The sequence below is a fragment of the Rhodanobacter terrae genome, from assembly GCF_042657005.1.
GTDB lineage: Bacteria > Pseudomonadota > Gammaproteobacteria > Xanthomonadales > Rhodanobacteraceae > Rhodanobacter > Rhodanobacter terrae.
Map to the genome: position 1 here is coordinate 45,140 of NZ_JBHSNG010000005.1, position 23,393 is coordinate 68,532.

11 protein-coding genes are annotated in these 23,393 nt (G+C 65.0%); 4 read left to right on the forward strand and 7 right to left on the reverse strand.

What is annotated here, in order from left to right; genetic code table 11:
• Positions 1-30: 30 nt before the first annotated feature.
• From ACFPPB_RS06550 to ACFPPB_RS06565, 4 genes are all read right to left on the reverse strand, one after another.
• Positions 31-1,431: an MFS transporter gene (locus ACFPPB_RS06550; RefSeq protein ID WP_377325565.1), complete on the reverse strand. Its 1,401-nt coding sequence runs from the start codon at positions 1,429-1,431 to the stop codon at positions 31-33.
• Between the two features lie 99 nt (positions 1,432-1,530).
• The gene (locus tag ACFPPB_RS06555) at positions 1,531-4,563 is read right to left on the reverse strand and encodes a TonB-dependent receptor plug domain-containing protein (protein WP_377325567.1); all 3,033 of its coding nucleotides are present in this window, start codon (positions 4,561-4,563) and stop codon (positions 1,531-1,533) included.
• A 104-nt stretch (positions 4,564-4,667) separates the two neighbouring features.
• Entirely contained in the window at positions 4,668-5,753 is a 1,086-nt protein-coding gene (locus tag ACFPPB_RS06560) for a YncE family protein (protein WP_377325569.1), read from the reverse strand.
• Positions 5,754-5,762: 9 nt separating this feature from the next.
• The gene (locus ACFPPB_RS06565) at positions 5,763-7,598 is read right to left on the reverse strand and encodes a YncE family protein (protein ID WP_377325571.1); all 1,836 of its coding nucleotides are present in this window, start codon (positions 7,596-7,598) and stop codon (positions 5,763-5,765) included.
• A 364-nt stretch (positions 7,599-7,962) separates the two neighbouring features.
• Here ACFPPB_RS06565 and ACFPPB_RS06570 point away from each other — a divergent pair, with 364 nt between their 5' ends.
• Both ACFPPB_RS06570 and ACFPPB_RS06575 read left to right on the forward strand, forming a co-directional pair.
• Positions 7,963-8,622, forward strand: coding sequence for a response regulator transcription factor (locus ACFPPB_RS06570; protein ID WP_377325573.1), 660 nt, complete (start codon positions 7,963-7,965; stop codon positions 8,620-8,622).
• A complete protein-coding gene (locus tag ACFPPB_RS06575) occupies positions 8,619-10,010 on the forward strand; it encodes a HAMP domain-containing sensor histidine kinase (protein WP_377325575.1) in 1,392 nt (463 codons plus the stop codon). Before ACFPPB_RS06570 ends, ACFPPB_RS06575 begins: the two co-directional genes overlap by 4 nt.
• Before the next feature lie 228 nt (positions 10,011-10,238).
• On the opposite strand, the gene ACFPPB_RS06580 is transcribed toward ACFPPB_RS06575, so the two are convergent.
• The 3 genes from ACFPPB_RS06580 to ACFPPB_RS06590 all read right to left on the reverse strand — a co-directional run bounded on the left by ACFPPB_RS06580 (position 10,239) and on the right by ACFPPB_RS06590 (position 17,513).
• Entirely contained in the window at positions 10,239-13,367 is a 3,129-nt protein-coding gene (locus ACFPPB_RS06580; RefSeq protein ID WP_377325577.1) for a WD40/YVTN/BNR-like repeat-containing protein, read from the reverse strand.
• A gap of 145 nt (positions 13,368-13,512) precedes the next feature.
• Positions 13,513-16,740, reverse strand: a complete 3,228-nt coding sequence (locus ACFPPB_RS06585) for a hypothetical protein (protein WP_377325579.1) — start codon at positions 16,738-16,740, stop codon at positions 13,513-13,515.
• On the reverse strand, positions 16,737-17,513 hold the full coding sequence (locus ACFPPB_RS06590) for a LolA-like protein (protein ID WP_377325581.1): 777 nt from the start codon (positions 17,511-17,513) through the stop codon (positions 16,737-16,739). The genes ACFPPB_RS06585 and ACFPPB_RS06590 overlap by 4 nt, the downstream gene beginning before the upstream one ends.
• Before the next feature lie 245 nt (positions 17,514-17,758).
• Between ACFPPB_RS06590 and ACFPPB_RS06595 the strand changes: the two genes are divergently transcribed.
• Both ACFPPB_RS06595 and ACFPPB_RS06600 read left to right on the forward strand, forming a co-directional pair.
• A complete protein-coding gene (locus ACFPPB_RS06595; protein ID WP_377325583.1) occupies positions 17,759-19,957 on the forward strand; it encodes a TonB-dependent receptor family protein in 2,199 nt (732 codons plus the stop codon).
• Positions 19,958-20,036: 79 nt separating this feature from the next.
• A complete protein-coding gene (locus ACFPPB_RS06600; RefSeq protein WP_377325585.1) occupies positions 20,037-23,294 on the forward strand; it encodes a WD40/YVTN/BNR-like repeat-containing protein in 3,258 nt (1,085 codons plus the stop codon).
• Positions 23,295-23,393: the final 99 nt, after the last annotated feature.

Genomic DNA, 23,393 nt, shown 5'->3' on the forward strand with positions numbered 1-23,393 from the left:
GTTGGCAGATATTCCTGCTGCCGAATCGAATCAGTGATTGATTCTCTCGAGTGCCATGCCCCGGGTCGTCGGCCCGAACACGCCGATGACGGCGATGCCGGTGACCATCGCGATGGCGATGAACACGGCTACCGCAAGGACGCCGCCGGCATTCAGGAAATAGCCGATGGCGAGGCCGGCAAAGGCGGCGGCGAGCCGGCTCCATGAGTAGACGAAACCGATGGCGCGGGCCCGGATGCGGGTGGGATAGAGCTCCGCCTGATAGCTGTGGTACGCGTACGACATCACGTTGGCGGCAAGGGTGAACAGCACGCCGAGGGCGATCAGGATGGGAGCGCTGCTGACTTGCGAGAAGGCCAGCATCGCGAGCCCCATGACCAGCAGTCCCAGGATGATCTGCAGCTTGCGTTCGACGCGATCCGCGAACAGCGTGCCCAGCAGCGGCCCGAACGGATTGGCTATCGCGATGATGAACGAGTACTCGAGACTGTGCGTCAAGGTGATCCCGCGGGCGATCAGCAAGGTGGGCACCCATGCCGCGAAACCGTAGAAACCGATCACCTGCGCCATGTTGAATACCGACAGCATCAAGGTGCGCGTCCGGTAAGTCGCCGAGAATATCTCCAGGAATTTCCCGCCGCCTTTCTCTTCGATCGACTCCTGCCGGGGCGGCGGCAAGTCGAGGCCGGTCTCCGCGCGGACCTTTGCTTCGATCATCGAGACCACCGCTTCCGCTTCGTCGACGCGCCCTTTCAGGGCAAGCCAGCGCGGACTCTCCGGTATCTTGCGCACAAGCAGCCACACGACCCCCGCGCCGACGGAACCGATCAGCACCACCCACCGCCAGCCGTCGAAGGCGAGCGGAGTGAGCGGCACCAGCAGCCACGCAAGCAGCGCGACAATCGGAACCACGCAGAAGGTAATGAACTGGTTGATGGAAAACGCCCGGCCACGCTCGGGACCTGGAATCAATTCCGATATGTACGTGTCGATGGTCACCAGCTGCACGGCGAAGCCGATGCCCGCGATGAAGCGCCAGATGTTCAGCATCTCGCCGGTTTGCTGAAACGCCATGATCGCGGTGCAGACGACGTACCAGATCAGCGACCAGGTGAATACCGGCCGTCGGCCGAAGCGGTCCGGCAGATGGCCCAGCAGCACCACGCCGAACCACAGGCCGGCGAACGTGCTGAAGACGAACGTGCCGAAGCCGGCGATCTTGATGCCGTCGAGCGCGGCAAAAAATCCCAGCGATTGCGGTGTGAAGAGGCCCGATTTGATCATCCCCGGCGCCACGTAGCCGGTGAAAAACAGGTCGTAGAATTCAAACACGCCGCCCAGCGAAATCAGTATGACTATGGTCCATACCGCTCGCGACGGCGGCAGTCTGTCTAGGCGGGCGGCGATCCTGGCTGAGGCAATTTCGGACACGTTGTATACCTGTCAGTCGTGGGAGCAATCCCCGGCGCGATCGGCGCCGGGGATCAAGGCGCGGACGAGCAGCAGCATCGTCCGCGGTAAGTCTCAACCTCAGAGGGACACCTTCAGGTCTACGTACACCATCCGACCGATGGGTGAATACGTGCCGATATCGCTGGTGGTGAACTGGTTCGTGAAGGAACGCGGGAAGATGGGCGGCATCTTGTTGCCGATGTTGTTCACGCCAAGGGCGAGCGTGACGCTCCTGTCGCCCTCGTCCCCGCCGAGCGGCCATGTGTACGAACCGCGCAGATCCCACACGCTGTAGCTCGGCACTCGAATGCCGGGAAGGTTGCCGGCGGGACCCGCGTCGTTGACATTGGAGGTGTAGCTATTTGCCAGTGTCATGTCCAGGTTTCCGTAGGACCAATCAAGCGTCGAGTAGAAGCTTGCCTTCGGCAGCGTCCCGGCGAACACGCCGATGTTGCTGGCGTTGCCTGCGTACTGCTGGGACGGACCGCCTGCGAAGCGCTGGAACTTGTACGAATTGAACAGCATCCCTTTGCTCGACACGGCCCAGGTTCCGTAATGGTTCGTGGGAAGGACGTAGTCCAGTCCCAGCATCCAGGAGTGCTCGATCAAGGTACTCTGGTTACGGAACCGGTCGATGACGTAGAGCTGCGAATATTTGCTCGGATCGGGCAGGCCGGTGGCCGAGTTGGTCAGGAAAGCCTTCAGCGATCCCGGGGTTCCGAAAGGATCGGCGCCGCCGAGGTTGGTGAAGTTGCCCGTGCTGACGCTGTCGAAGTAGGGCGAGGCCGAACCCAACGCATTGACCGATTGCATGATGGTGGTGAAGTCCGCGCCACCCGGGAAACCGTGCACGGTGATCGAGGAGTAGTCCGCGGTGAGCGTCAGACCCTTGACGAACTTCGGACGAAATTCGAAGCCGATGGAGCGCGACGTCGAGGTCGACGGCTTGAGCGACGGATTGACGCCATCTTCGCCGTTGAAGGTGTTCCCGGTGGCATACGGTTTGCCGAATACGATGCCGATGAGATTGTCCGTCACCGGACGGGTATCGAACGGGCCGTAGGCCTGATACAGCTGTGGCGCGGCGAACGACTTCGTGAGGGTGCCATGAAGCACGAACTGATTATCGAAGGGCTCCCAGCGGAACCCCAGCTTCGGCGAGTGGCTGCTGCCGGCGTCGCTGTAGTGCTCGAAGCGGCTGGCGGCGGTGAGATCGAACTGGTGCAGGCCAGGGATATTCATGCTGCTCGAGGTGATCGGGACCAGCGTCTCGGCATACACCGCGCTTACGTTGCGGCCGTGACTGAACGGATCGGTGAACATGCCGCCGTTCCAGTTCTGGTCGTTGCCGGCGGTGGAGCCGGTGACCGGATCGGTGACGCGGCCATTCGGGTCGGCGTGGCCGGAAACCTCTTCATGCCGCCAGCTGACTCCGACGGCGAGGTTCACACGCCCCGCGGGCAGTTCGAACAGTTTGCCGACGGCGTGCGCATCCGCGGAGTAGAGCTTGCTGTCGCCATTCAGCACCTCGGTGCCGAGCACGTTGGCCAGCGCGGCTGCCGAGTTGCCGGTCACCGCGAACGGATTGAGCGCCGGCTGCAGCACCAGCGGGTTATTGATCGAATAGCCGCCGTAGACCTGGCTATAGGCGCCGCCAGCGACCGCGTTGCCGCTGGAGTCGTATCCGCCGGCGACGGCCCGTGCCAGATTGGGCGTGAAAATCAGCTGGGTGTCGCGCTCGCTCAGCTTGCTCTCGCTGTAATCGACGCTGGTATGCCAGGTCCACGAGCCGGGCAGCTTGCCCTTGAGTCCGAAGGAGAAGCGATAAGCGTCGGTGGTGTCGAATACCTGTTTGGGCCGCGACCTGTCGGCGAAGGTCACGCCCGTCGCGGCGGTGGTCAGCGGGTTGTAGGGCGCACCGGCCGGAACGGTGAGCGTGGCATGGGCGAAGGGCTGGCCCGCAGCCGCCCATGAGGTGGATTGGACCTTGTTCTGCGAGATCAGCACATCGCCGAAGGCCTCGATCTGGTCGTCGGTGAAAGGCTGTGAGGTCATGTTCACGACGAGGTTCTTGTGCTCCTGCTGCTGCAGCAGCATGGCGTATTTCGAATAGTCGAACCCTTTGGACAGCTGTGCAGCGCTGGTGGCGTTGTAGACGCTTGGGGACAGGGCCGCGTAGCTGCCGGCGGTCGCGGCGGTGCCGGTCGGTACGGGCGGCGTGAGCAGCCCCGGCGCCAGCACGTAGCTGCCACCGCCGACGACGCCCGGCAGGCCCGTGCCCGGAACGACACCGTACATCGGGCTGGTGAACGAGCGCGAGCTCTGGAAAAGAGGGCTGGTCTTGGCATCGCTGACGGTGGCGGTGATGTTCACCGGACCGATGTCCCCGCCGAGCGTCACAAACGCCGAACGATCCTTGTAGCCGCCATCCGCTGTGCCGTAATGGGCGCCGAAGGTCACGCCGTGATAATCCTGCTTGAGGATGAAGTTCACCACGCCGCCGACGGCGTCGGAGCCATAGAGCGAGGAGGCGCCGTCGGTGAGCACGTCGACCCGCTCGAGCGCGGCGGCGGGAATCTGGCTGATGTCGACGAAATTCTTGCTGCCGCTCAGGCCTGCGACCGCGTCCAGCGCCATGCGCTGGCCGTTGACCAGCACCAGCGTCGGCAGGTTGCGCAGCTCGACCTGCGAGCCGCCGGCCGTGAATTGGTTGCGGTTCTGCGCGTTGCTGGCACCGGCATTGCTGCGGCCGGCGAAGGCCGGAACGACCTTGCGCAACGTCTCCAGCATGTTGCTCGAGACACCGGTCTGGCCGAGCTGGTCCGCATCGAGGGTCGTGACGGGAACGGCCGCGGCGTTGGGGTCGATCGGCAACAGCGTGCCTGTCACCGTGACCTGCTGCATCAGGGTGGTACTGGGGGCTGGCGGCGTCTTGGTGGCTGAAGTGGCCGACGGCGGTTTGCGGGCCGAGGGCGTGGCTGTGGTCCCTTCCTTTTGCTTGACCGAGGTGCCCGCGTCGGTGCTGGCGACTGTTGCCGCCGCGGCATGGCCAACCAGGCCCGCGCCGAGGAAGAGGGCGCTGAAGAGCGCATTTCGTGGGTAGTTCTGCATGGTGGTGTCTCCCCCGAGATATTAGGTTAGGTTGCGGGTGATCTGCGTGGCAGGCATCCTTCCACATCCCTGGCCGATACGCAGCGACTGTTGAGTGTCTCGTCTCAGTTTTTCTGATAGGTCAGTACGGTAAAGGTGTTGTCGAAATAGAAATTCGGATAAAACGGCGCCACGCCGGTGTTCACTTTCATCGCCGGATCGACGCCGCCTTCGGCGGCAACCAGATACACGCGATCCCGGGCGGTATCCAGAGCCAGCGTGCGGGCCATTGGTCGTGTCGTGATGGCCTGGTCGAGCGCGTAGTCATCGGCACCTGTCTGCTTGATCACGACCAGATTGGCGTCAATGCCGTTGGCGGTGTAGATGCGATGGGTGCCAAGGTCGTAAACGACACCGTCGTTACCGCGACCGATCGGGAGCGTGGTGACTAGAGCCCCGCTTGCCGCGTTGAGCACCGCCAGCACCGGCCGGTCACTGCGGCAGCCGACGAAGATGCGCTGATTCCCGGCGTCATAGTCCAGCCCGACAGGTTGGTGGCACGGTGTGGTCGACCAGTTGGCGGTGACGGTATGCGTGTGGGCATCGATGCGCACCACCTGGTCGCGGTCGCGCTCGGCTACAAAGATATTGCCATGTTCATCTGGCGCCGACGCTTCGATGTTTCCGCTGTCCAGCGGCATGGTGGCGACGAGCTTGCCGCTGCGGGCATCGACGAAGGCCACCTTGTGGCTGTCGCCCATGGTGAAGAACAGTTGTCCGGTCACCGGCTCATAGCTGCCGGCATCGGCGTCCTGGCCGAAATGGACATGGCGGATGGTTTTCAGCGACGACAGCGAAAACTCGGTGCTCGAGCCGTCGCCATTGACGCTATAGCCGCGATCGAGCTGCGGCACCAGGATCGCCTTGTTCGCCCCTTCGGTACCGGCAATCGTGGTGACCACCTTGTGGGTGGTCACGTCGAAGACGGTGACGCCGTCGTGCCGGCGACCGATGAACAGGTGCGACCGTGCGGCGTCGTAGGTCACGTAGTCCCACCCCGGCGCCTGGCCCGGCAGGGTCACTGCCGAGCCGAGGTGATAAAACGGTGCGGCATGGCCCGGTGCCGGCAGCAAGGCGAAGCAGAACAGGGCGAGCGGTGCCGCCATCCGGCGGCGCGAACGCGTTTTTTCCTGCTGGCGGTCGGTGCGCATCAGTTGCTCCTACTTGCCCAGCTGGAACCAGAGGATCTCGCCGCCCTTGCCCTTTTCGCCTGGCGAAGCGGCCAGGTACAGGCGATTCAGCTGCGGAATGACGATGCCCGACTTGGCGCCGATGGCGCTGGCAATCCACGGGCGCGCGGCATAGAGGTTGGGAGTGACCTGCTGGAACACGCCGAGATGGCCATCGCCGCCGGGCACATAGACACGCCTGCGCGCACTGTCCCAGAACAGGCCGTCCGACGTCGCCGGTGCATCCAGCATCGCCACCGTGGCACCGGTGTCGGTATTGAGGACGAACAGCTTGCTGGGGTTGCGGGTGCCGACGAACAAGCGGTGGTCAGCCTCGTCCAACGCCATCGATAGGTTGGTCGTGGCGCCACTGAGCGGCCAGCGCGCAGTCACCTTCAGCGTCTTCTTGTCGACCACGGCCACATAGTTCTGGTCGGCCACGTTGACGAACAAGCGGTTGCCCTGATGCTCGGCCTTGACGGCCTCGACGTGATCGGAGTCGAACTTCAGTTTGGCGTACACATGACCGGTGAGCGGATCCACTTCATTGAGGAAGCAGTCCTTCATGTCGACGTCCTTGCCGCCGGTAACGATGTACAGGTGGCCGGTCGAGGGATCATATTCGGCCGAATCGGCACCAGGCTCCAGCTTGATGTGGCCAACGACCTTCAAGGTCGTGGCATCCAGAATCTTGGTCATGCCCTTGCCGCTGTCGCTGATGATCAGTCGATTGTGCTCGGGCAGGTAGACAAAGGCGTGCGGCGTCTCGACGCCGTGGAGCGTGCGCTGATGCTGGCCGGTCTTCAGGTTGAACAGCTCGATCGAGCCGTGATCCTCCGCCGCAAGGAACAGCCGGTTACCCTTGACGTCGACACCGAAGTGGTCGAAGTCGCCGGAATAGCCGGGGTGCCAGTCGGTGCTGCGTCCGATCAGCGTGGCCGTCGGGTTGGGATCCGTGACGGCCACCGGGGCTACCGGCTCCATCAGCTTGGCCAACGTGGGGATCTTCGCGCGCAACTCGTCGCGGATCGCAAATCCCTCGCGCTTCAGCGCTTCCTTGTCATCGCCAGGCTTGTACGGAAGCACGATGCCCACCGCGCCCAGGGTCTTCCCGCTGGCGTCGAGCAGGCGCGTCTCGACCTCGAAGCGGCGGCCGTTGACCTCAAGGTTGGGAATGCCGGTATTGATCGCACGCATGTCATCGTCGTCGGCCGGCTTGCCGAAACGGCCGATACTGGTACCCACCACCACGTTGGTCGATTGGCCCGGCGGCACGATGTGCAACATCAGGATCAGCAGCCTGGGATGCGCGGCCATGGTCTGATCGACCAGCTGTTGCGCGTAGGTATGCGTCGGGAGGGCCGTATCGAACTGGTAAGGCTGGGTCAGGTTGCCGACGTTGGAGATCTTCCTGCGAAGTTCGTCGCGTACAGCCTCCGCATGTTTTGCCAGTGCCGCCTTGTCGTCGCCGGCTTTGTATGGATAGACGATGCTCACCGCACCCACCGTGTCGTGGGTGACGTCCTGCAGCGGCAACTCGACTTCGAAGTGGTCGCCTTCTGCGTTGACGGCGATGGCCGGCTTGCCGGTGTTGACGACGCCCATGTCGTCGGAGTCGGCCTTCTTGCCGATGCGGCCGATGTTGGAGGCGATGATGATGTTGTCCGCCTGCTTCGGCGGCGTCACGTGCAACGCCATGATGGCGATGTCGGGATGCGCCGCGAGCGTGCTGTCCACCAGCTCCTGTGCGTAGCTCTGCGGTGGAACCTGGGCAAACAGCGACGGCGCCAGCAAGGCAGTCGCCAGAAACAATGCGGAACGGACCATGGAAGCTTTCCTCGACGGTTGGATGGCTGGTAAGGAGGTCATGCAGCTGTTGGCAATCGGCGTAATCCGTGGACGGAGCAGAACGCCGGTTGATCGAAACGCGCCTCGGCGATCCGAAGCATGGCTACACCCTAGTCCCGTCACCTTACGGATACCTGTAGCCATTCTTAAAAGATATTCAGAGTGCGGTTCGCGTCGTGGACGCGCGCGCAATGCCATGCGCGGGTCGTCCATCGAACGCGACGACTCGATGCAAAGTAGGGTTGTGCAGTGCGGCAAAACCGGTTGTGCGGCGCGTCATCGGTTTCGCGCGCCGCTATCCTAGACTCGTTGCGCCAGTGTCAATCGGCGGGGGTAGCGCAACATGAAAGTATTGATAGTTGAAGATCAGCGGCGGCTGGGGGAGTTTCTCAAACAGGGATTGGGCGAGTGTGCTTACACCGTGACCTGGGTGGGCACTTGCCGCGAGGCTCGCGATGCACTCGCGGAAACCAACTACGACGTCATCATTCTCGACCTGAGCCTGCCGGACGGCGACGGGCTTCATCTGCTTTCCGAATGGCGCCGGGCCGGTTTCAACGAGCCCGTATTGATCCTCAGCGCACGCGACAGCGTGGAGGATCGCATCAAGGGCCTCGACCTCGGCGCCGACGATTATTTGCCGAAGCCCTTCAGCTTCGAGGAGCTGCGCGCTCACGTCCGCTCGCTGCTGCGGCGCCAGTCGGCGATCAAGCAGACGGTGATCACGCATCGCTGCGTGCGGCTTGATCTGCTTGGCCACACGGTCAAATTGAAGGAACAAAACATCGACCTCACCAGCCGGGAATTCGCGCTGCTCGAGATCTTCATGCAGAACGTGGGGCGCACCCTTACCCGCTCGTACATCTCCGAAAGGATCTGGCCGGGGCTGACCGACAACAATCTTCTGGACGTCTATATGAGCCGCCTGCGCATGAAGCTCGAGTCCAATCCGTCGGAGCCGCTGTTCAAGACACTGCGCGGGATCGGTTATCAGCTGGTATGAAGTCGATCGGTGCGCGCATCACGTTCTGGTATGCGTTGAGCGCCACTTTGACGGTCGCCTGCCTGTTCATCGCCGGGTACGTGCTGCTGCAGAACTACATCATCCGCGACCTGGATCTTCTGAACGCGACCGAGTTCAGCCAGATCAAGGCGCGTCTCGGCTCGGACTATCCGTCGCTCAATCCGGAGATCATCGATGAGCGCATACGGCAGACCACGGAATATGCGTCGGTGCTGTTCTACATAAGCATCGATTCGCCCGTTCGCGGGAATCTGTTTCGCTCGAAGAACCTGACCGGCAATCCCTTGCCGGATGTGCCGATGAAACATGTCTTCGAGGGAACCATGCCGGGGGTCGGCGAGCTGCGCATCGCGGAGTTCGTACTGCCGCCCTTCGACGTCAGCATAGGCACGCCCATGAGCCAGGTTCGGCGAACCATGGTCGCCTACACCGAGGTGTGCCTTGCCCTGCTCATCGGCATGCTGCTGGCCAGCATCGCGATCGGATTGGGCCTGTCCCGCGTGATGCTGCGCCCGGTTCGCCTGATCGGTGAAACGGCAAACCGCATCCGCTCGGACAACCTGACCGAGCGCATCGCCGTCACCGGGGTCGAGGACGAGATTTCGGATCTGGCCACGTTGCTCAATCAGATGTTCGACCGCCTGGAATCTTCATTCAATCAGGTGCGCCAGTTCACGGCCGAGGTATCGCACGAGCTGAAGACGCCGCTCTCGCTGGTGCGGCTGCACGCCGAGAAGCTGCTGGTCGAGGGGAGCCTGAGCCAGGCGCAGGAGGATGCGGTTCTCGTCCAGCTGGAGGAACTGGCCCGGGTGAACCAGATGGTCGACGAGTTGCTGTTCCTCTCGCGCGCCGAAGCGCAGGGGATCCGGATGGATCTCGTGGTGCAGGATCCCCACCGGTTCCTGCGGAACTTCGAGCAGGACGTCCAGGCATTGACCGAGCACCAGGGCTGCCGCTTCGAATGCACCCATCGCGGCGAGGGGCTGGTGGCTTTCGAGGAGCGCTGGTTGCGTCAGGTGGTCCTGAACATCCTCACCAACGCGCTGAGGATGTCGCCTCCCGGCGGGTTGATCACCCTGCGCTCGGAACTGGACGGCCATATCTGGCGGGTGAGCATCGAGGACGAGGGGCCGGGACTCACTGGCGATCAATACGAACGCGCCTTTGAGCGCTTCGTCCGCTTCGGCCAAGTGAACACCGATGATCGCGGCAGCGGCCTGGGCCTCGCGATCTGCCGCAGCATCATCCAGCTTCATGACGGGCGAATCCACGCCGAATGCGGCAACGGTGGTACCGGCTTGCGGGTGGTGTTCGAGATTCCGGCAGGCCACCACGATGCTGTCGACAAGGTACACGCGGCCTTCTGATTGCTGCCGTAAACGGTACTTCGAACAACCCCCGACTTTTGTAGGAGCGCACCCTGTGCGCGAATGCTCTCGCGGATATAGGAAGAGCATTCGCGCACAGGGTGCGCTCCTACAGGTGTTCCGGACCGGGGCTTTCGAAATTTCCTAAATGCGCATCATGGATACGCACGATCACATCAGCCGCTGGCACCACACCAGGATGTGATGCGGAGCGGCGGAGCGCGACTGTCACAAGTCGACGGGCTTTTCTCCGGCAGCCTTCAGTCGCGCGTTGAGCGCGGCCAAGTCGACGCCCTTCAGCTGCTGCCAGGCGTCTAGCGTGCCGGTCAGCGTGTGCGAGAGCGTGGCGTACGAGGCCTGGGCGTCTGCGCTCGGATCCGCATCGGCGCCATCGACCGCCTGTTCGAGTTTTGCCAGGTTCATCGACAAGGCGCGCAAGCTGTCGAGCCGGCGCGGCGGCGAGGGCATCGAATTGCCCGCATGAGGGTGCGCCTCGACGCCGGACAGGTCCGAGATCTTGTCCGTCAGTGCAGCGATCGATGCACGCAGGCCGCTATCGGCATGAGCCTGCCGCGCGTCCAGCGCCTTGAGCAGTTTGCCGGCTTCGGCACTTGCCGCGGAGGCGCGCGCCGAGGCGTCTTCCACTTTGCGCGCCAGTTCGAATTCGCGCTGGAAGGCTTCCTGCGAAACGTGCACGCGCGGGTCGGGTTTCAGCAGCAGGGGTTGCCTGTAGCTGTGGCCGTCGACGTGGAGCTCGACGGTATAGGAGCCCGGCGGCAACCATACGCCACCACGTTCCGGTGCATCGCCGGACGCCGCCGCCACGGTCGGCTCCGAATAGCGCAGATCCCAGACGAATCGATGCATGCCGGCTGCCGTCGACAGCCGCATGGGTGCCGGCATCCACTCCGGTGCGATTTTCAGCTTGGCCGGGTCGGCCGGCGTCAACGGGTCGGCACTGCTGAAGCTGCGTACCTTGTGGTTCTGCGCATCGAACACCGTCAGCGTTACGGCGGTCTTCACCGCTTTCGGCAGCGCGTAGTCGATGACCGCGCCGTCGGGCGGGTTCGCCGCCATCGGCTCGTCCTTCGGAAACGGCGTGCCGGTGAAACCCGGCGGGCGCACGCGGATCGCATCGGCCGGCTTGAACAAGGTGACCTTGTTCAAGCGCGTGCCGTCCAGTTGCCGCAGTGCGCTGACGTCGTCCATGATCCAGAAGCCGCGGCCATGGGTGGCGATCACCAGATCGTCGCCGTGCACGTCGATGTCGCGCACCGAGGTCATCGGCAAATTCTGCTGCAGCGGCTGCCAGTGCGCGCCGTCGTCGAACGACGCATACACGCCTTTTTCGGTGCCCGCATAGAGCAGGCCGCGATGCAGCGGATCCTCGCGCACCACATTGACGAAGCTGTCGCGCGGAATGCCAGTGTCGATGCGCGTCCAACTGGTACCGCCATCGGCAGTGCGGTAGAGGTACGGCGTGTCGTCGTCGAGGCGGTGACGATCCACCGCGAGATACGCGGTGTTGGCGTCGAAGTGCGAGGGCTCGATGCCGGTCACCTTCGACCACGGCGTGAGCGCCTTCGGCGTGACCTGTTGCCAGTGCGCGCCGTCGTCGCTGCTGCGCCACACCAGACCATCGTCGGTGCCCACCCACAGCGCCTGCGCGGAGAGCGGCGACGGCGCGATGGCATAGATCACGCCGCGCCGCTTGTCCGCATGATTGTCGTCGGCGGCCGTGGTGGCGTCGAGACTCGACGGCGTACCCGCATCCTCGCGAGTGAGGTCGGGACTGATCGGCGTCCAGTGATCGCCGCCGTCGGCGGTGCGGAACAGCCGCTGATTGGCGAAATACAGCACCTTGCTGTCGCGTTTGGAGAAAGTCAGCGGCAGCGTCCACGCGGCGCGATAGTGCGCGGTCGGGTAGGCGAGGGTGGGATCGATGTCGCGAACCTGGCCGGTGCGCGCATCGAGCTTGTCGACGGCGCCGCCGTAGACGATGTCGTGGTCGTCGGGATCGGGGGCGATCATGCCGCTTTCGCCGCCCGGGGTGATCTCGTGGAATTGCCTCATCGTGATGCCGTCGCCGCTGCCGCTGCGGCTGGGCAGTGCGACCGCGCCGGAATCCTGCTGCGCGCCGTAGACCCAGTACGGAAAGCGGTTGTCGGTGCTGACGTGGTAGATCTGCGCAGTGGGCTGGTTGTACCAGCTGCTCCACGTGCGGCCGCCGTTGAGCGTGATCAGCGTGCCCTGGTCCACACCGAGGATCTGCCGATCGGAGTCGGTCGGGTCGATCCACATCTGGTGGAAGTCGTCGCCGGTGGGGTCGCCTTTCAGCGCGATGAACTGCTTGCCGCCGTCGTCCGAGCGCAACACGATGGTGTTCATCACATATACGCGGTCGGCCTTCTTCGGGTCCACCGTGAGCCGGTTGAAATACCAGCCGCGCTGCCAGATGCGCTGGTCGCCGGTGACGTGCTTCCAGTGCGCGCCGCCGTCGTCGGAGCGATACAGGCCGCCTTCGCCGCCGGTCGCGTCGACCAGCGCATACACGCGGTTCGGCTGGCTCGGCGCCAGCGCGATGCCGATGCGGCCCGGATGGGCGGGGAAGCCGTTGCCCTGCAGCTGGCTCCAGTGGCTGCCGCCGTCGTGCGACACGTACAGGCCGCTGCCCGGTCCGTTCGATGGCGGGTACACGCTCCATGGCGGACGCCGGGTCTGCCACAGCGCGGCGTAGATCGTGTCCGGATCGCCGGGCTTGAAGGCGAGGTCGATCGCGCCGGTGTCGGCATCCTTGAACAGCACCTTGCTCCAGTGCCTGCCGCCGTCGGTGGACCGGAACACGCCGCGCTCCGCGTTGGCGCCGTACGCATGGCCAAGCGCCGCGGTGAACACCACGTCGGGATTGCGCGGATCCACCAGCACGCCGGCGATCTGCCGGGTGTCCTCGAGGCCGATATGGGTCCAGTGCTTGCCGGCGTCGACCGACTTGTACATGCCGTTGCCGTGGGCGATGTCCGAACGCATGTCGGCCTCGCCGGTGCCCACGTAAATCGTCTTCGGATCGGACGGCGCCAGCGCGATTGCGCCGATCGAGCCCACCTTCTCGCTGTCGAAGATCGGCTGCCAGGTACGTCCGGCGTCCTGCGTGGCCCACACGCCACCGTCCACCGCGCCGAAATAAAAATGCCGGCTGTCGCCGGCGATGCCCGTCACGGTCAGCACGCGACCGCCGCGGAACGGCCCGATCAGGCGCCATTGCAGGCCTTGGTAAAGCGATGGATCGACCGCGGCGTGCGCCGTCAGTGCCGTGGAAATTCCGAGAGCAAGCACGGCGAGGCAGCAAGATGGACGCATAGGTGATTTCCGGGGCCAGTCAGGGTTGAAAGTTGGATGTCGCAAGTGGTGCCAAGATCATGCATGAAACGCCGCCTGCGAATCAGAGGCGCCGTGGCGCCTCCGATTCATTCTGCCTCATCGGCCGGCGGCGAACGGCCGATGTTCAATCACGCTCCAGTCCCTGCATCGCGGCTTCCAGTCCTTCCTTGCCGCCGCCCGCATTGCCATCCTGCTGCGGCATCGATGCGGGGATGGTGATCTCCTTGAGGTTCTTCGCCTTCAATGCGGCGTTGGTCCTGGCCAGGTCGCCGGCCTGGAAGTCCGCGAAGGATTTCTGCACGTCGCCGAGCTCGCGGGAAAGCGTGTCGATGTAGGTCATCTGGTAATCCGACGGGTGGCCCTCGTACGACATGATCGCGCCGTAGAGTTCGTCGGTGTGCTCGCGCAGGCGCAACTCGCCGGTGATGGCGCCGCCCTCGGTGGTCGCCACGATCTTCTTGCGGATGTCGTTGGCCTTGTCGCCAAGGTCGGCGAGTTGCTTGCGCATGGCGTCCTTGGCCGGAAGCGCGACCGCTTCGGCGCCGGCCGCGGCCCGCACCGCATTGATCCGGGCGACCAGGTCGCTCATGTCGCCGAACAGCTGCTTGACCCGGGTCGCGGCATCGAACTGCGCCTGGCGATCGGCCACGCTGAACTTGTCGCGGCGATCGAGGCCGACCGCGAGCTTGGTCTCGAACACGTCCTTGCCCTTGGTCATGCGCACCGTGTAGGTGCCCGGCACCACGCGCGGTCCCTGGACCGAGTTGCCGGCGATCTGCGCTGCCGGCGGCACATGCGGCGCCTTTGTCCGCATCGACCACTCCACCCGGTTGATGCCACGGCGCACGCTGGCCGGAATCGTGTCGACCAGGTTGCCCTTGCTGTCCAGCACGTCGATCTTGAGCTTGCCGAACAGATGGCGGTTGCGCTGGTAATAGGTGATGACCGCGCCGTCCGACGGATTCGGGCCGACGAACTCGGCGTCGCCGGCGGGCCAGCCGCCAAACCCTTCGATACGCTGCTGTATCGGCCGCGACGGCAGGAAGCTCGCCTCGCTGCCCAATATCGCCGGATCCAGCGCGCGCAGCGGCGTGATGTCGTCGATGATCCAGATCCCGCGGCCGTGGGTGGCCAGCACCAGATCCGCATCGCGCGGCTGGAACGCGATATCGCGCACCGCCACCGCAGGGAAGTCGCCGCCCTTGAACTGGGCCCAGTTCGCACCGCCGTCGATCGAGATCCACAGGCCGAACTCGGTACCGGCGAACAGCAGGTTCGGTTTGACGATGTCCTGCCTGACCACGTGCACGTAGCCGCGCAGGCCCTTGTCGTCAGCGGGGGTCACCAGCGCGGTCCACGACTTGCCATAGTCGGTGGTCTTGTAGATGTAGGGACGCATGTCGCCGAAGCTGTGGCGATCGAACGCGACGAAGGCCGTGCCGGCGTCGAACTGGCTCGCCTGCACCCACGACACCCACTCGCCCGCGGGAAGGCCCTTGATGTTGCCCACGACATTGGTCCAGCTCTTGCCGTCGTCGCGGGTGAGCTGCAGGTTGCCGTCGTCCGTGCCGGCCCAGATCAGGCCCGCCTGCTTCGGCGATTCGCTGATCGAATAGATCGTGGTGTAGGTCTCGGCCGCGGAGTTGTCGACAGTGACGCCGCCGGATTTTTCCTGTTCCTGCTTCTTCGGATCGTTGGTGGTCAGGTCGGGCGAGATGCGGTCCCAGCTCTGTCCGTGATCGCGCGACCGGAACAGGAACTGTGCGCCCATGTAGATCGTGCCCTTCTCGTTCGGGCTCAGCGCGATCGGCGTGTTCCAGTTCCAGCGCAGCTTCTCGTTGTAGTTCGGCCTGGGCTGGATGTCGCGCGCCTCGTGGGTATGCCGGTTGACGCGGGTGATGCTGCCGCCTTGCGTCTCCATGTAGATGTAATCGGTGTCCGCCGGATCGTCGAACATCCAGAATCCGTCGCCGCCGCAATAGTTCGTCCACTGCCCGTTGGCGATGCCGCCGGGATAGGCCGATTCGCCCACCCAGCAGGCGTTGTCCTGGATGCCGCCGTAGACGCGGTACGGATCGGCGTCGTCCACGCTCACATGGTAGAACTGCGACACCGGCAGGTTGTTGCCTTTCCACCATTTGTCGCCGCCATCCTTCGAATACCACAGGCCGCCGTCGTCGCCGACGATCACGCTCTGGGTATCGCGCGGGTCGATCCACACCACGTGCGAGTCGCCGTGGGTGCCGCCGCCGACATTGGCGAAACTCTTGCCGCCGTCCAGGCTCTGGATCAGGTTGAGGTCGGGCTTGAACAGGCGCTCCGGATTTTTCGGATCGACGATCAGGTTGGCGAAGTAGAACGGCCGCCAGACCATCAGCTGGCTCTTGTCGCGCCGCTGCCAGGTCTTGCCGCCGTCATCGGAACGGTACAGCGCCGAGTCGGGCGATTCGATCAGGGCATAGACGATCGCCGGATTCGACGGCGCCACCGCCACCGCGATGCGGCCGAAGGGTTTTTTCGGGAATCCCTTGTTGGCCGCGGTGGTGACTTCGGCCCACGTGCGTCCGCCGTCGGCGGAACGATACAGGCCGCTGGCGGATGGCGCGCTCGGCGATTCGCCGCCGGAGCGGAACGTCCAGCCCTTGCGGCGGAAATCCCACATGCCGGCGAAGATCACGTTCGGATCCTTCGGGTCCATCGATACCGAGGCGCAGCCGGTGGACAGATTCCTGCCCTTCAGCACCACGCTCCAGGTCTTGCCGCCGTCGCTGGTCTTGTACAGGCCGCGATCGGCCGAGTCGCTCCACAGCTTGCCAGGCGCACAGGCATATACGGTATTGCCGTCCCTGGGATCGATCAGGATCTTGGCGATGCGTTCGGAGCCCTTCAAGCCCATGTTGGTCCACGTTTCGCCGCCATCGGTGGACTTGTAGATTCCGTCGCCGATCGACACCGAGTTGCGCGTCCACGACTCGCCGGTGCCGACCCAGATCGTGTCGTGGCGGGATGGATCGATCTCGACGTCGCCGATCGACTGCACCGCCTGCTTGTCGAACACCGGCTTGTAGGTCGTGCCGCCGTCGCTGGATTTCCACACGCCGCCGCTGGCCGCACCGACGTAGATCGTCAGCTTGCCGTCCTTCTCGGGCATCGCCGCGAGCGCGGAGATGCGTCCGCTCATCGTCGCCGAACCGATGTTGCGCGCGTCGAGGCCGGAGATCACGCCGGCGTCGAACTTCGCCGGTCCAGGTGCGGCGCCCGGAGGCGCCGCCTGCACGCTGCCGACCAGGACAAGCGACAGCGCGAATGCGATGGCGGGCCATGCCGCCCGCTTGTTGTCGAGATGCTTCATGGCTTCGCTCCTTCCGTTGCGTGTCCAGCCCCGGCCGTGGCCGGGAAGGCGAAGATGGTGTCGTCCATGGCTGCATTGGCCACGGCCTTCTCGACCGTGAGCTGCTGCTTGCCGAACGGGCCGGCGCCCTTGGTGCTGGAAGATATCGAGAACGGAAAGTAGACCCCGTCGATCTGCTCGTAATCGCCGTAATCGGTCACCGTCTGCACATGGGTGCCGCGCACGATCTGATCGGAGATCGTGCGTATCTCGAGGTAGTAGTCCGGATCGAGATAGACATATTCGATGTCGCCGTTCTTGCGCGTGACCTTGAGCTTGTGCGCTTCGGTACCGTCGATGTCCTCGGTGCCGAGGTATTCGAGCTTGCTGCCCTGCGCCTGCCAGTCGGCCAGCTGGCCGCCGATGGCCGCGTCATCGGCCAGCGACTTGGCATCGTCGCCGGACATCTTCTCGGGATCCCGCCGCCCCTGGAAGGGCGAGATCTGCCAGGCATTCCTGCCGTCCCAGGCCTGGATCTGGGTCAGGCTCTGGATGGTGGCCTCGTTGCGCACCGAGCCGGGCGCCTTCTTGTATTCGACAAAGGTCAGCTCGAACTGGCCGCCAAGGCGCATCTTGCCTTCGAGCTTGAGCGTCTTGATCGCGTGGATCTTGTCGAGGCCGCCGCGGGCATCGAGGTTCTTCGCCACCAGCTCGTCCGTCGTCAACGCGTGCGCGGACGCGGATGCGCTGACGAGCAGCAATGCAGCCACCGAAAGCAATAATTGGATACGCATGAAACCAGACCTCCCGCTGGTGGAGCCCGCCGCGGCGGACCGCATCCGGCCGCATCGCGGCCGGCCAAGATGACGCGCGCAATGCCGAACAGCCCCTTGCCTTGCACGCGCCACGAACTCTGACACTACTACCGTGGCAACCGCCGCACGATGGGACAGAAGTCATGCAACTAAACGCTTGGCCTATGGCGGTGTATGTCCCGGATGCACGATAAAGGACGTTTGCAACGCTACCGGGGTCGTTCGTGACTTTTCCGCATCATGCCGTTCTGCCGCTGGCCCTGGCCGTGTCGCTGGCTTCCAGTGCCGCCCTGGCGCAGCAAGCGGCCGCGCCTGCTTCGCCGCAGGTCGATCGCGCCAGGCCAGTCCAGCGGACGGCTACCGATCTGCCGCGCGTCCAGGTGAATGCCAATGACTGGCGCAAATACCTCAAGGCCAAGCTCGTGCATCAGCTTTCCGAGGTCGACGGCAGCCGGATCACGGTGACCAAGAAGGCCACGATCACGCACCTCGACCTGCAGCCGACGGTGATCGACAACAACCTCGATCAGCTGCTGGCCCGTTCGCCCGGCGTGCTGGTGTCGCAACAGCCCACGCCCACGCAGTTCAACCTCGGCTATCGCGGCCTGGGCAATCCGCAGGAATCCGAATACGTGCTGGTGATGCAGGACGGCATTCCGCTGGAAAGCGACTGGATCGGCTTTCCCACCTTGTACGCGATGCCGTTGTCGCAAAGCCTCTCCGACGTTGAGCTGATCCGCGGCGGCTCCAGCTTGCTGTACGGGCCGCAGCCGGCGCCGGTGATCAACCTGGTGTCGCGCCGGCCCGCGGCCGATGCGCCATCGTCGTTCACCACCGAGCAGGTGGTCGGCAACCACGGCTTGTACTCCACCTACAACACGCTCGAAGGCAGCAGCGGGCCATGGAGCTTCCGCGCCGACATGGCTTATGTGCGCAGTGACGGCACGCGCGCCAATGCCGGCTCGCAGAGGCGCCAGGGCGACCTTTACCTCGCCTACCGGCCGACCGCGCAACAGCTCTGGTGGTTCGACCTGCACGCGATCGACGCCGCCTCCGGCGATCCCGGCCGGTTGAGCTACCCGCAATGGAGGGCCGACCCGAGCGCCACGCCGACACCGTACAACCGCGACTGGGTCGACCGCCACCAACTGGTGCTCGGCCACAACCGCGAGTTCGGCGACGGCTGGCTGCTCGAGGGCAAGTTGTGGTTCGCCTGGCAGGACCTGGCCAGCCGCTCCGCCAGCGGAGCGCTGGCTGCGCAACCATTGCCCAACAGCACCACGCTGCAGGACGAACAGTTCCGCACCCGCGGAACGGACGTCCGGCTGCGCAGGAAATGGGGGCGAGGCAACGCCTTCACCATCGGCGCGGTGCTGTTCCACGGTGACGATCCGTTCCGGCAGTGGACCAGCCGGGATCTCTACGTCGATCGTTTCGACCGCAACGGCAAGCCGCGGCTGGTGCAGGCGCGGTCGTCCGACTATGCCTCGGTCTTTGCCGAGAACGTGTTCCGCCTGCCGCATGAATTCCACATCGTGCCGTCGATCCGGCTGGAGCGCGAGCGGGTGGCGGTGGACGAGACGGTCAAGCCGCCGTTCCTGAGCCGCCCGTTGATCGACGAGGCGGATGCGCGCACGGTGCCGCTGCTGGGGCTGGGCATAGGCAACGACTTCGGCCATGGCAACGAGACCTACTTCAACGTGTCGCAGGGCTGGCGGCCGCTGCGCTATTTCGACATGGCTTCGCCCTTCGCCAATATCGTGCCGGGCCGCGCGCCCGACCCGTCGAAGGCGCTGTCGTGGGAGGCGGGCGTGCACGGCGTGCCGGTCACCGGCTTGTACTACGACGTCAGCCTGTTCTGGATCGACTTCAAGAATCGCATCGAGGCGCAGCACATCAATGTCACCGATGTGATCGAGGTGAATACCGGCGACACCCGCCATCGCGGCCTGGAAGGCCAGCTCAATTACGATTTCTTCGCCCCGACGGTGCTGGCCGATCGCGGCGAGCATCTGGAAGCGTTTGCCAATATCAGCCTGCTCGATGCGCACTTCACCGCCAGCACCATCCCGGGGCAGGTCGGCAAGGTACCGGCGTATGCGCCGCGCTATCTGGCCAAGGCGGGAGTGACCTGGCGGGTCGAGCAGCGGGTGAAGCTCAGCCTCACCGCGGTGTCGGCGGCGGCGCAGTACTGGCAGGACTCCGATCAGCCGTTCGGCAGCGGCGCGAGCTATCTGCCGGCACGCATTCCGGCTTACACGGTGATCGACGTGGCCGCCGACTGGCAGCTCGATCGCAACCTGCGGCTGCTTGCCGGCATCAGCAACCTCGCCGATCGGCGTTACTACGACCGCGTCTGGCAGACCGGGCTGGAACCGGCGACCGGGCGCACCTGGTACACCGGCATCGCCCTGACGTTGTGAGCGGGCGCCTTTGCAGTATCTTCACCCCTCGCCATGTCGCCATGGCCCTCCATCTCGAATCCACTGCGGGAGCTGCATCATGTCGGTCCGTCATGCTTTCCACTCCATGGTCGCATTCGGCGGCCTGTTGCTGCTTGGTGCGACGCCGATGCTTCGCGCGGCAGAGCCGCCGCAGCCCGGCAATGTGTCCGGTGCGCTCGAGTGGCGACTGGTCGGACCGTTCCGCGGCGGCTGGGCGACCATGGCGGCAGGCGTTCCGGATCGGCCCGACACGTTCTATATCGGTGCGGCCGGCGGTGGCGTGTGGAAGACCGTCGACGCGGGACGTACCTGGCAGTCGCTGTTCGACAGGCAGCCGGCCGCGGCGATCGGCGCAGTGGCGGTCGCACCCTCGAATCCCGACGTCATCTACGCGGGCACCGGCCAGGTCGCCGCGCGCTACGACGTGGCCGCCGGCGACGGCGTATACCGCTCGGGCGACGGTGGCCGGCACTGGCAGCACGTGGGCCTGGAGCAGACCCGGCACATCGGCAGGATCCTGATCGATCCGCAGCATCCCGACACCTTGCTGGTCGGCGCGCTCGGCCATTACTACGGGCCGAACCACGAGCGCGGAGTATTCCGCTCCACCGACGGCGGCAAGAGCTGGCGGCAGACGCTGTTCGTCGATGCCGACACCGGCGTGGTGGACCTGGCCGCCGATCCGGCCAACCCCGCCATCGTCTACGCGGCCGCCTGGCAGGTGCGCAACTATCCGTGGCTGTCGTACTTCCAGCCGAACGCGGGACCCGGCAGCGGGTTGTATCGCTCCAGCGATGGCGGCGCGACCTGGACGCGCATCGGCGGCCACGGCTGGCCGACCGGCTCGCTCGGTCGCATCGGGCTGGCCACGGCCAGTGGTGGCCGGGTGTACGCCGTGATCAACGCCGCGCCGAACAGCGGCAACGTCGCGCACGCCGCCTCGAAGAATCAAGGTGGCCTGTACCGCTCGGACGACAGCGGTGCGACGTGGCAGCTGGTCAGCCAGGAAAGCTGGCTGGAAAACGATTATTTCAGCCGCATCACCACCGACCCCAGCGACCGCGACCGCATCTATTCGGCCGGCCAGTCGATCCGCCGTTCCGACGACGGCGGCCGGCACTGGACCATCTTCAAGGGCGCGCCCGGTGGCGACGATTACCATTTCCTGTGGATCAACCCGAAAGACACGCAGCGGATGATTACCGCCAGCGACCAGGGTGCGGTGGTCAGCGTCGACGGCGGCCGGAGCTGGAGCAGCTGGTACAACCAGCCGACCGGCCAGTTCTACCACCTCGGCGCCGACAACCAGTTTCCGTACTGGATCTATTCCGGCCAGCAGGATTCCGGCACCGTCGGCATCGCCAGCCGCAGCGACTACGGCTCGATCTCGTACCGCGACTGGCGCCCGGTCGGCGGCGACGAGCGCGATTACGACCTGCCTGATCCGGCCGATCCGAACATCGTGTACGGCTCGGGCCTGGGCGGCCGCGTGTCGCGCTGGAACCGCACCACCGGCGTGGTGCAGAACGTCACGCCGTGGCCGGTCAACAGTTACGGCCAGCGTCCCACCGACTTCAAGTACCACTACACCTGGATCACTCCGATCGCATTCGCGGCCAAGCCGCCGTATGCGCTGTACATGGGTGCGCAGGTGCTGTTCCGCAGCACCGACCATGGCCAGCATTGGGACGTGATCAGCCCCGAGTTGAACGGCAAGGTCGCCGGCGCCATGCATTGCGACGGCAACCCCACGCCGCAACAGGCGCACGACTGCGGTTACGGCGTGATCTACAGCATCGCGCCGTCGCCGCGCAGCAACGACGAGATCTGGATCGGTACCGACGACGGGCTGATCCAGCTCACCCGCGACGGCGGCAAGAGCTGGCGCAACGTCACCCCCAAGGGTCTGCCCGTTTGGGCCAAGATCAGCACGCTCGATGTTTCCGCACTGCAGGCGGGTACCGCCTACGCCGCAGTGGACAATCACCGCCAGGATGATTTCCGTCCCCACGTGTGGCGCACACATGACTATGGCGCGAACTGGACCGACATCGCCGCCGGCCTGCCGCCCACCGGCTTCGTCGATGTGGTGCGCGCCGACCCGGCCAAGGCAGGCCTGCTGTATGCCGGCACCGAGACGGGGGTATTCGTCTCGCTCGACGACGGCGCGCACTGGCAGCCGCTGCAGCAGAATTTGCCGACCGCCTGGGTGCGCGATCTGCTGGTGCACGGCAACGACCTGATCGCCGCCACTCAGGGCCGTGCGATCTGGGTTCTCGACGACGTATCGTCGCTGCGCCAGACCAGCGCTGCGATCATGCGCGAGCCCGCCCACTTGTACACGCCGGCACCCGCCGTGCGCGTGCGCGCCGATGAGAACAAGGACACGCCGCCGCCGCCGGAGACTGCGCTGGGTCAGAACCCGCCCATCGGCGCGGTGATCGACTACCGGCTCGCGGCTGCCGCGAAGGGGCCGGTCACGCTGGACATTCTCGACAGCAAGGGCCAGCTGGTGCGCCACTACGCCAGCGACGACAAACCTGAGAAGCTCGATGCCGATCGCTATTTCGAGAAGGGCTGGCTGCGCCCGGGCGCGCCGTTGTCAGCCGCGGCCGGCACGCATCGTTTCGTGTGGGACCTGCATTATCCGCGGCCGCCGGCGATCGAATACGGCTACAGCATCGCCGCCACCTGGGATTCGGACACACCGCTCACGCCCGGCGGTGCGCTGGCGCTGCCCGGTACCTATCAAGTGGTGCTGAAGATCGACGGCAAGACGTACCGTGTGCCGCTGCAGGTCACCGCGGACCCGCGCGAGCATGTCAGCGAAAGCGAGCTCGCCGCCGGACTCGCGTTCTCGCAGCGCATCGGCCAAACGTTGCAGCAGGTGTGGCAGAACTACGGCGACGTGCAGTCCGTGCGCAAGCAGCTGGATGCGCTGCATGAAAAGCTGGACAAGGACGGCGCGCGGCAGCCGTTGCTGAGCGGCGTGGACGCGCTGCGCGCGAAAACCCGGCCGCTGGTCAGCGGCAGCGGCGAGACCTCGTCCAACCTGCATGCGATGAGCGACGCGCTCGCCGCGATCGCCACCGATGTGGAAGGCGCCGACCGTGCGCCGACCGCCGGCCAGCAGCAGGCGCTCGCCGAATACGAGTCCAGTCTCGACAAGGCGCTGGCGCAATGGCGGACGCTGCGCACCACCGACCTGCCGAAGCTCAACGGGCAACTGCACGATGCCGGCATCGCGACGATCGCGCTGCCGGAACCCGGGCGGGCACGCGCCGACGAATCCGAGGAGCCGCAAGACATGCCGTGAAGCGGGAGGTATCGCAGAGGTTCCCCTTGCCTGTGGGAGCGACTTCAGTCGCGATGGTCGCGGCAGCGGCCTGCGGCCTCGCCGCATCGCGACTGAAGT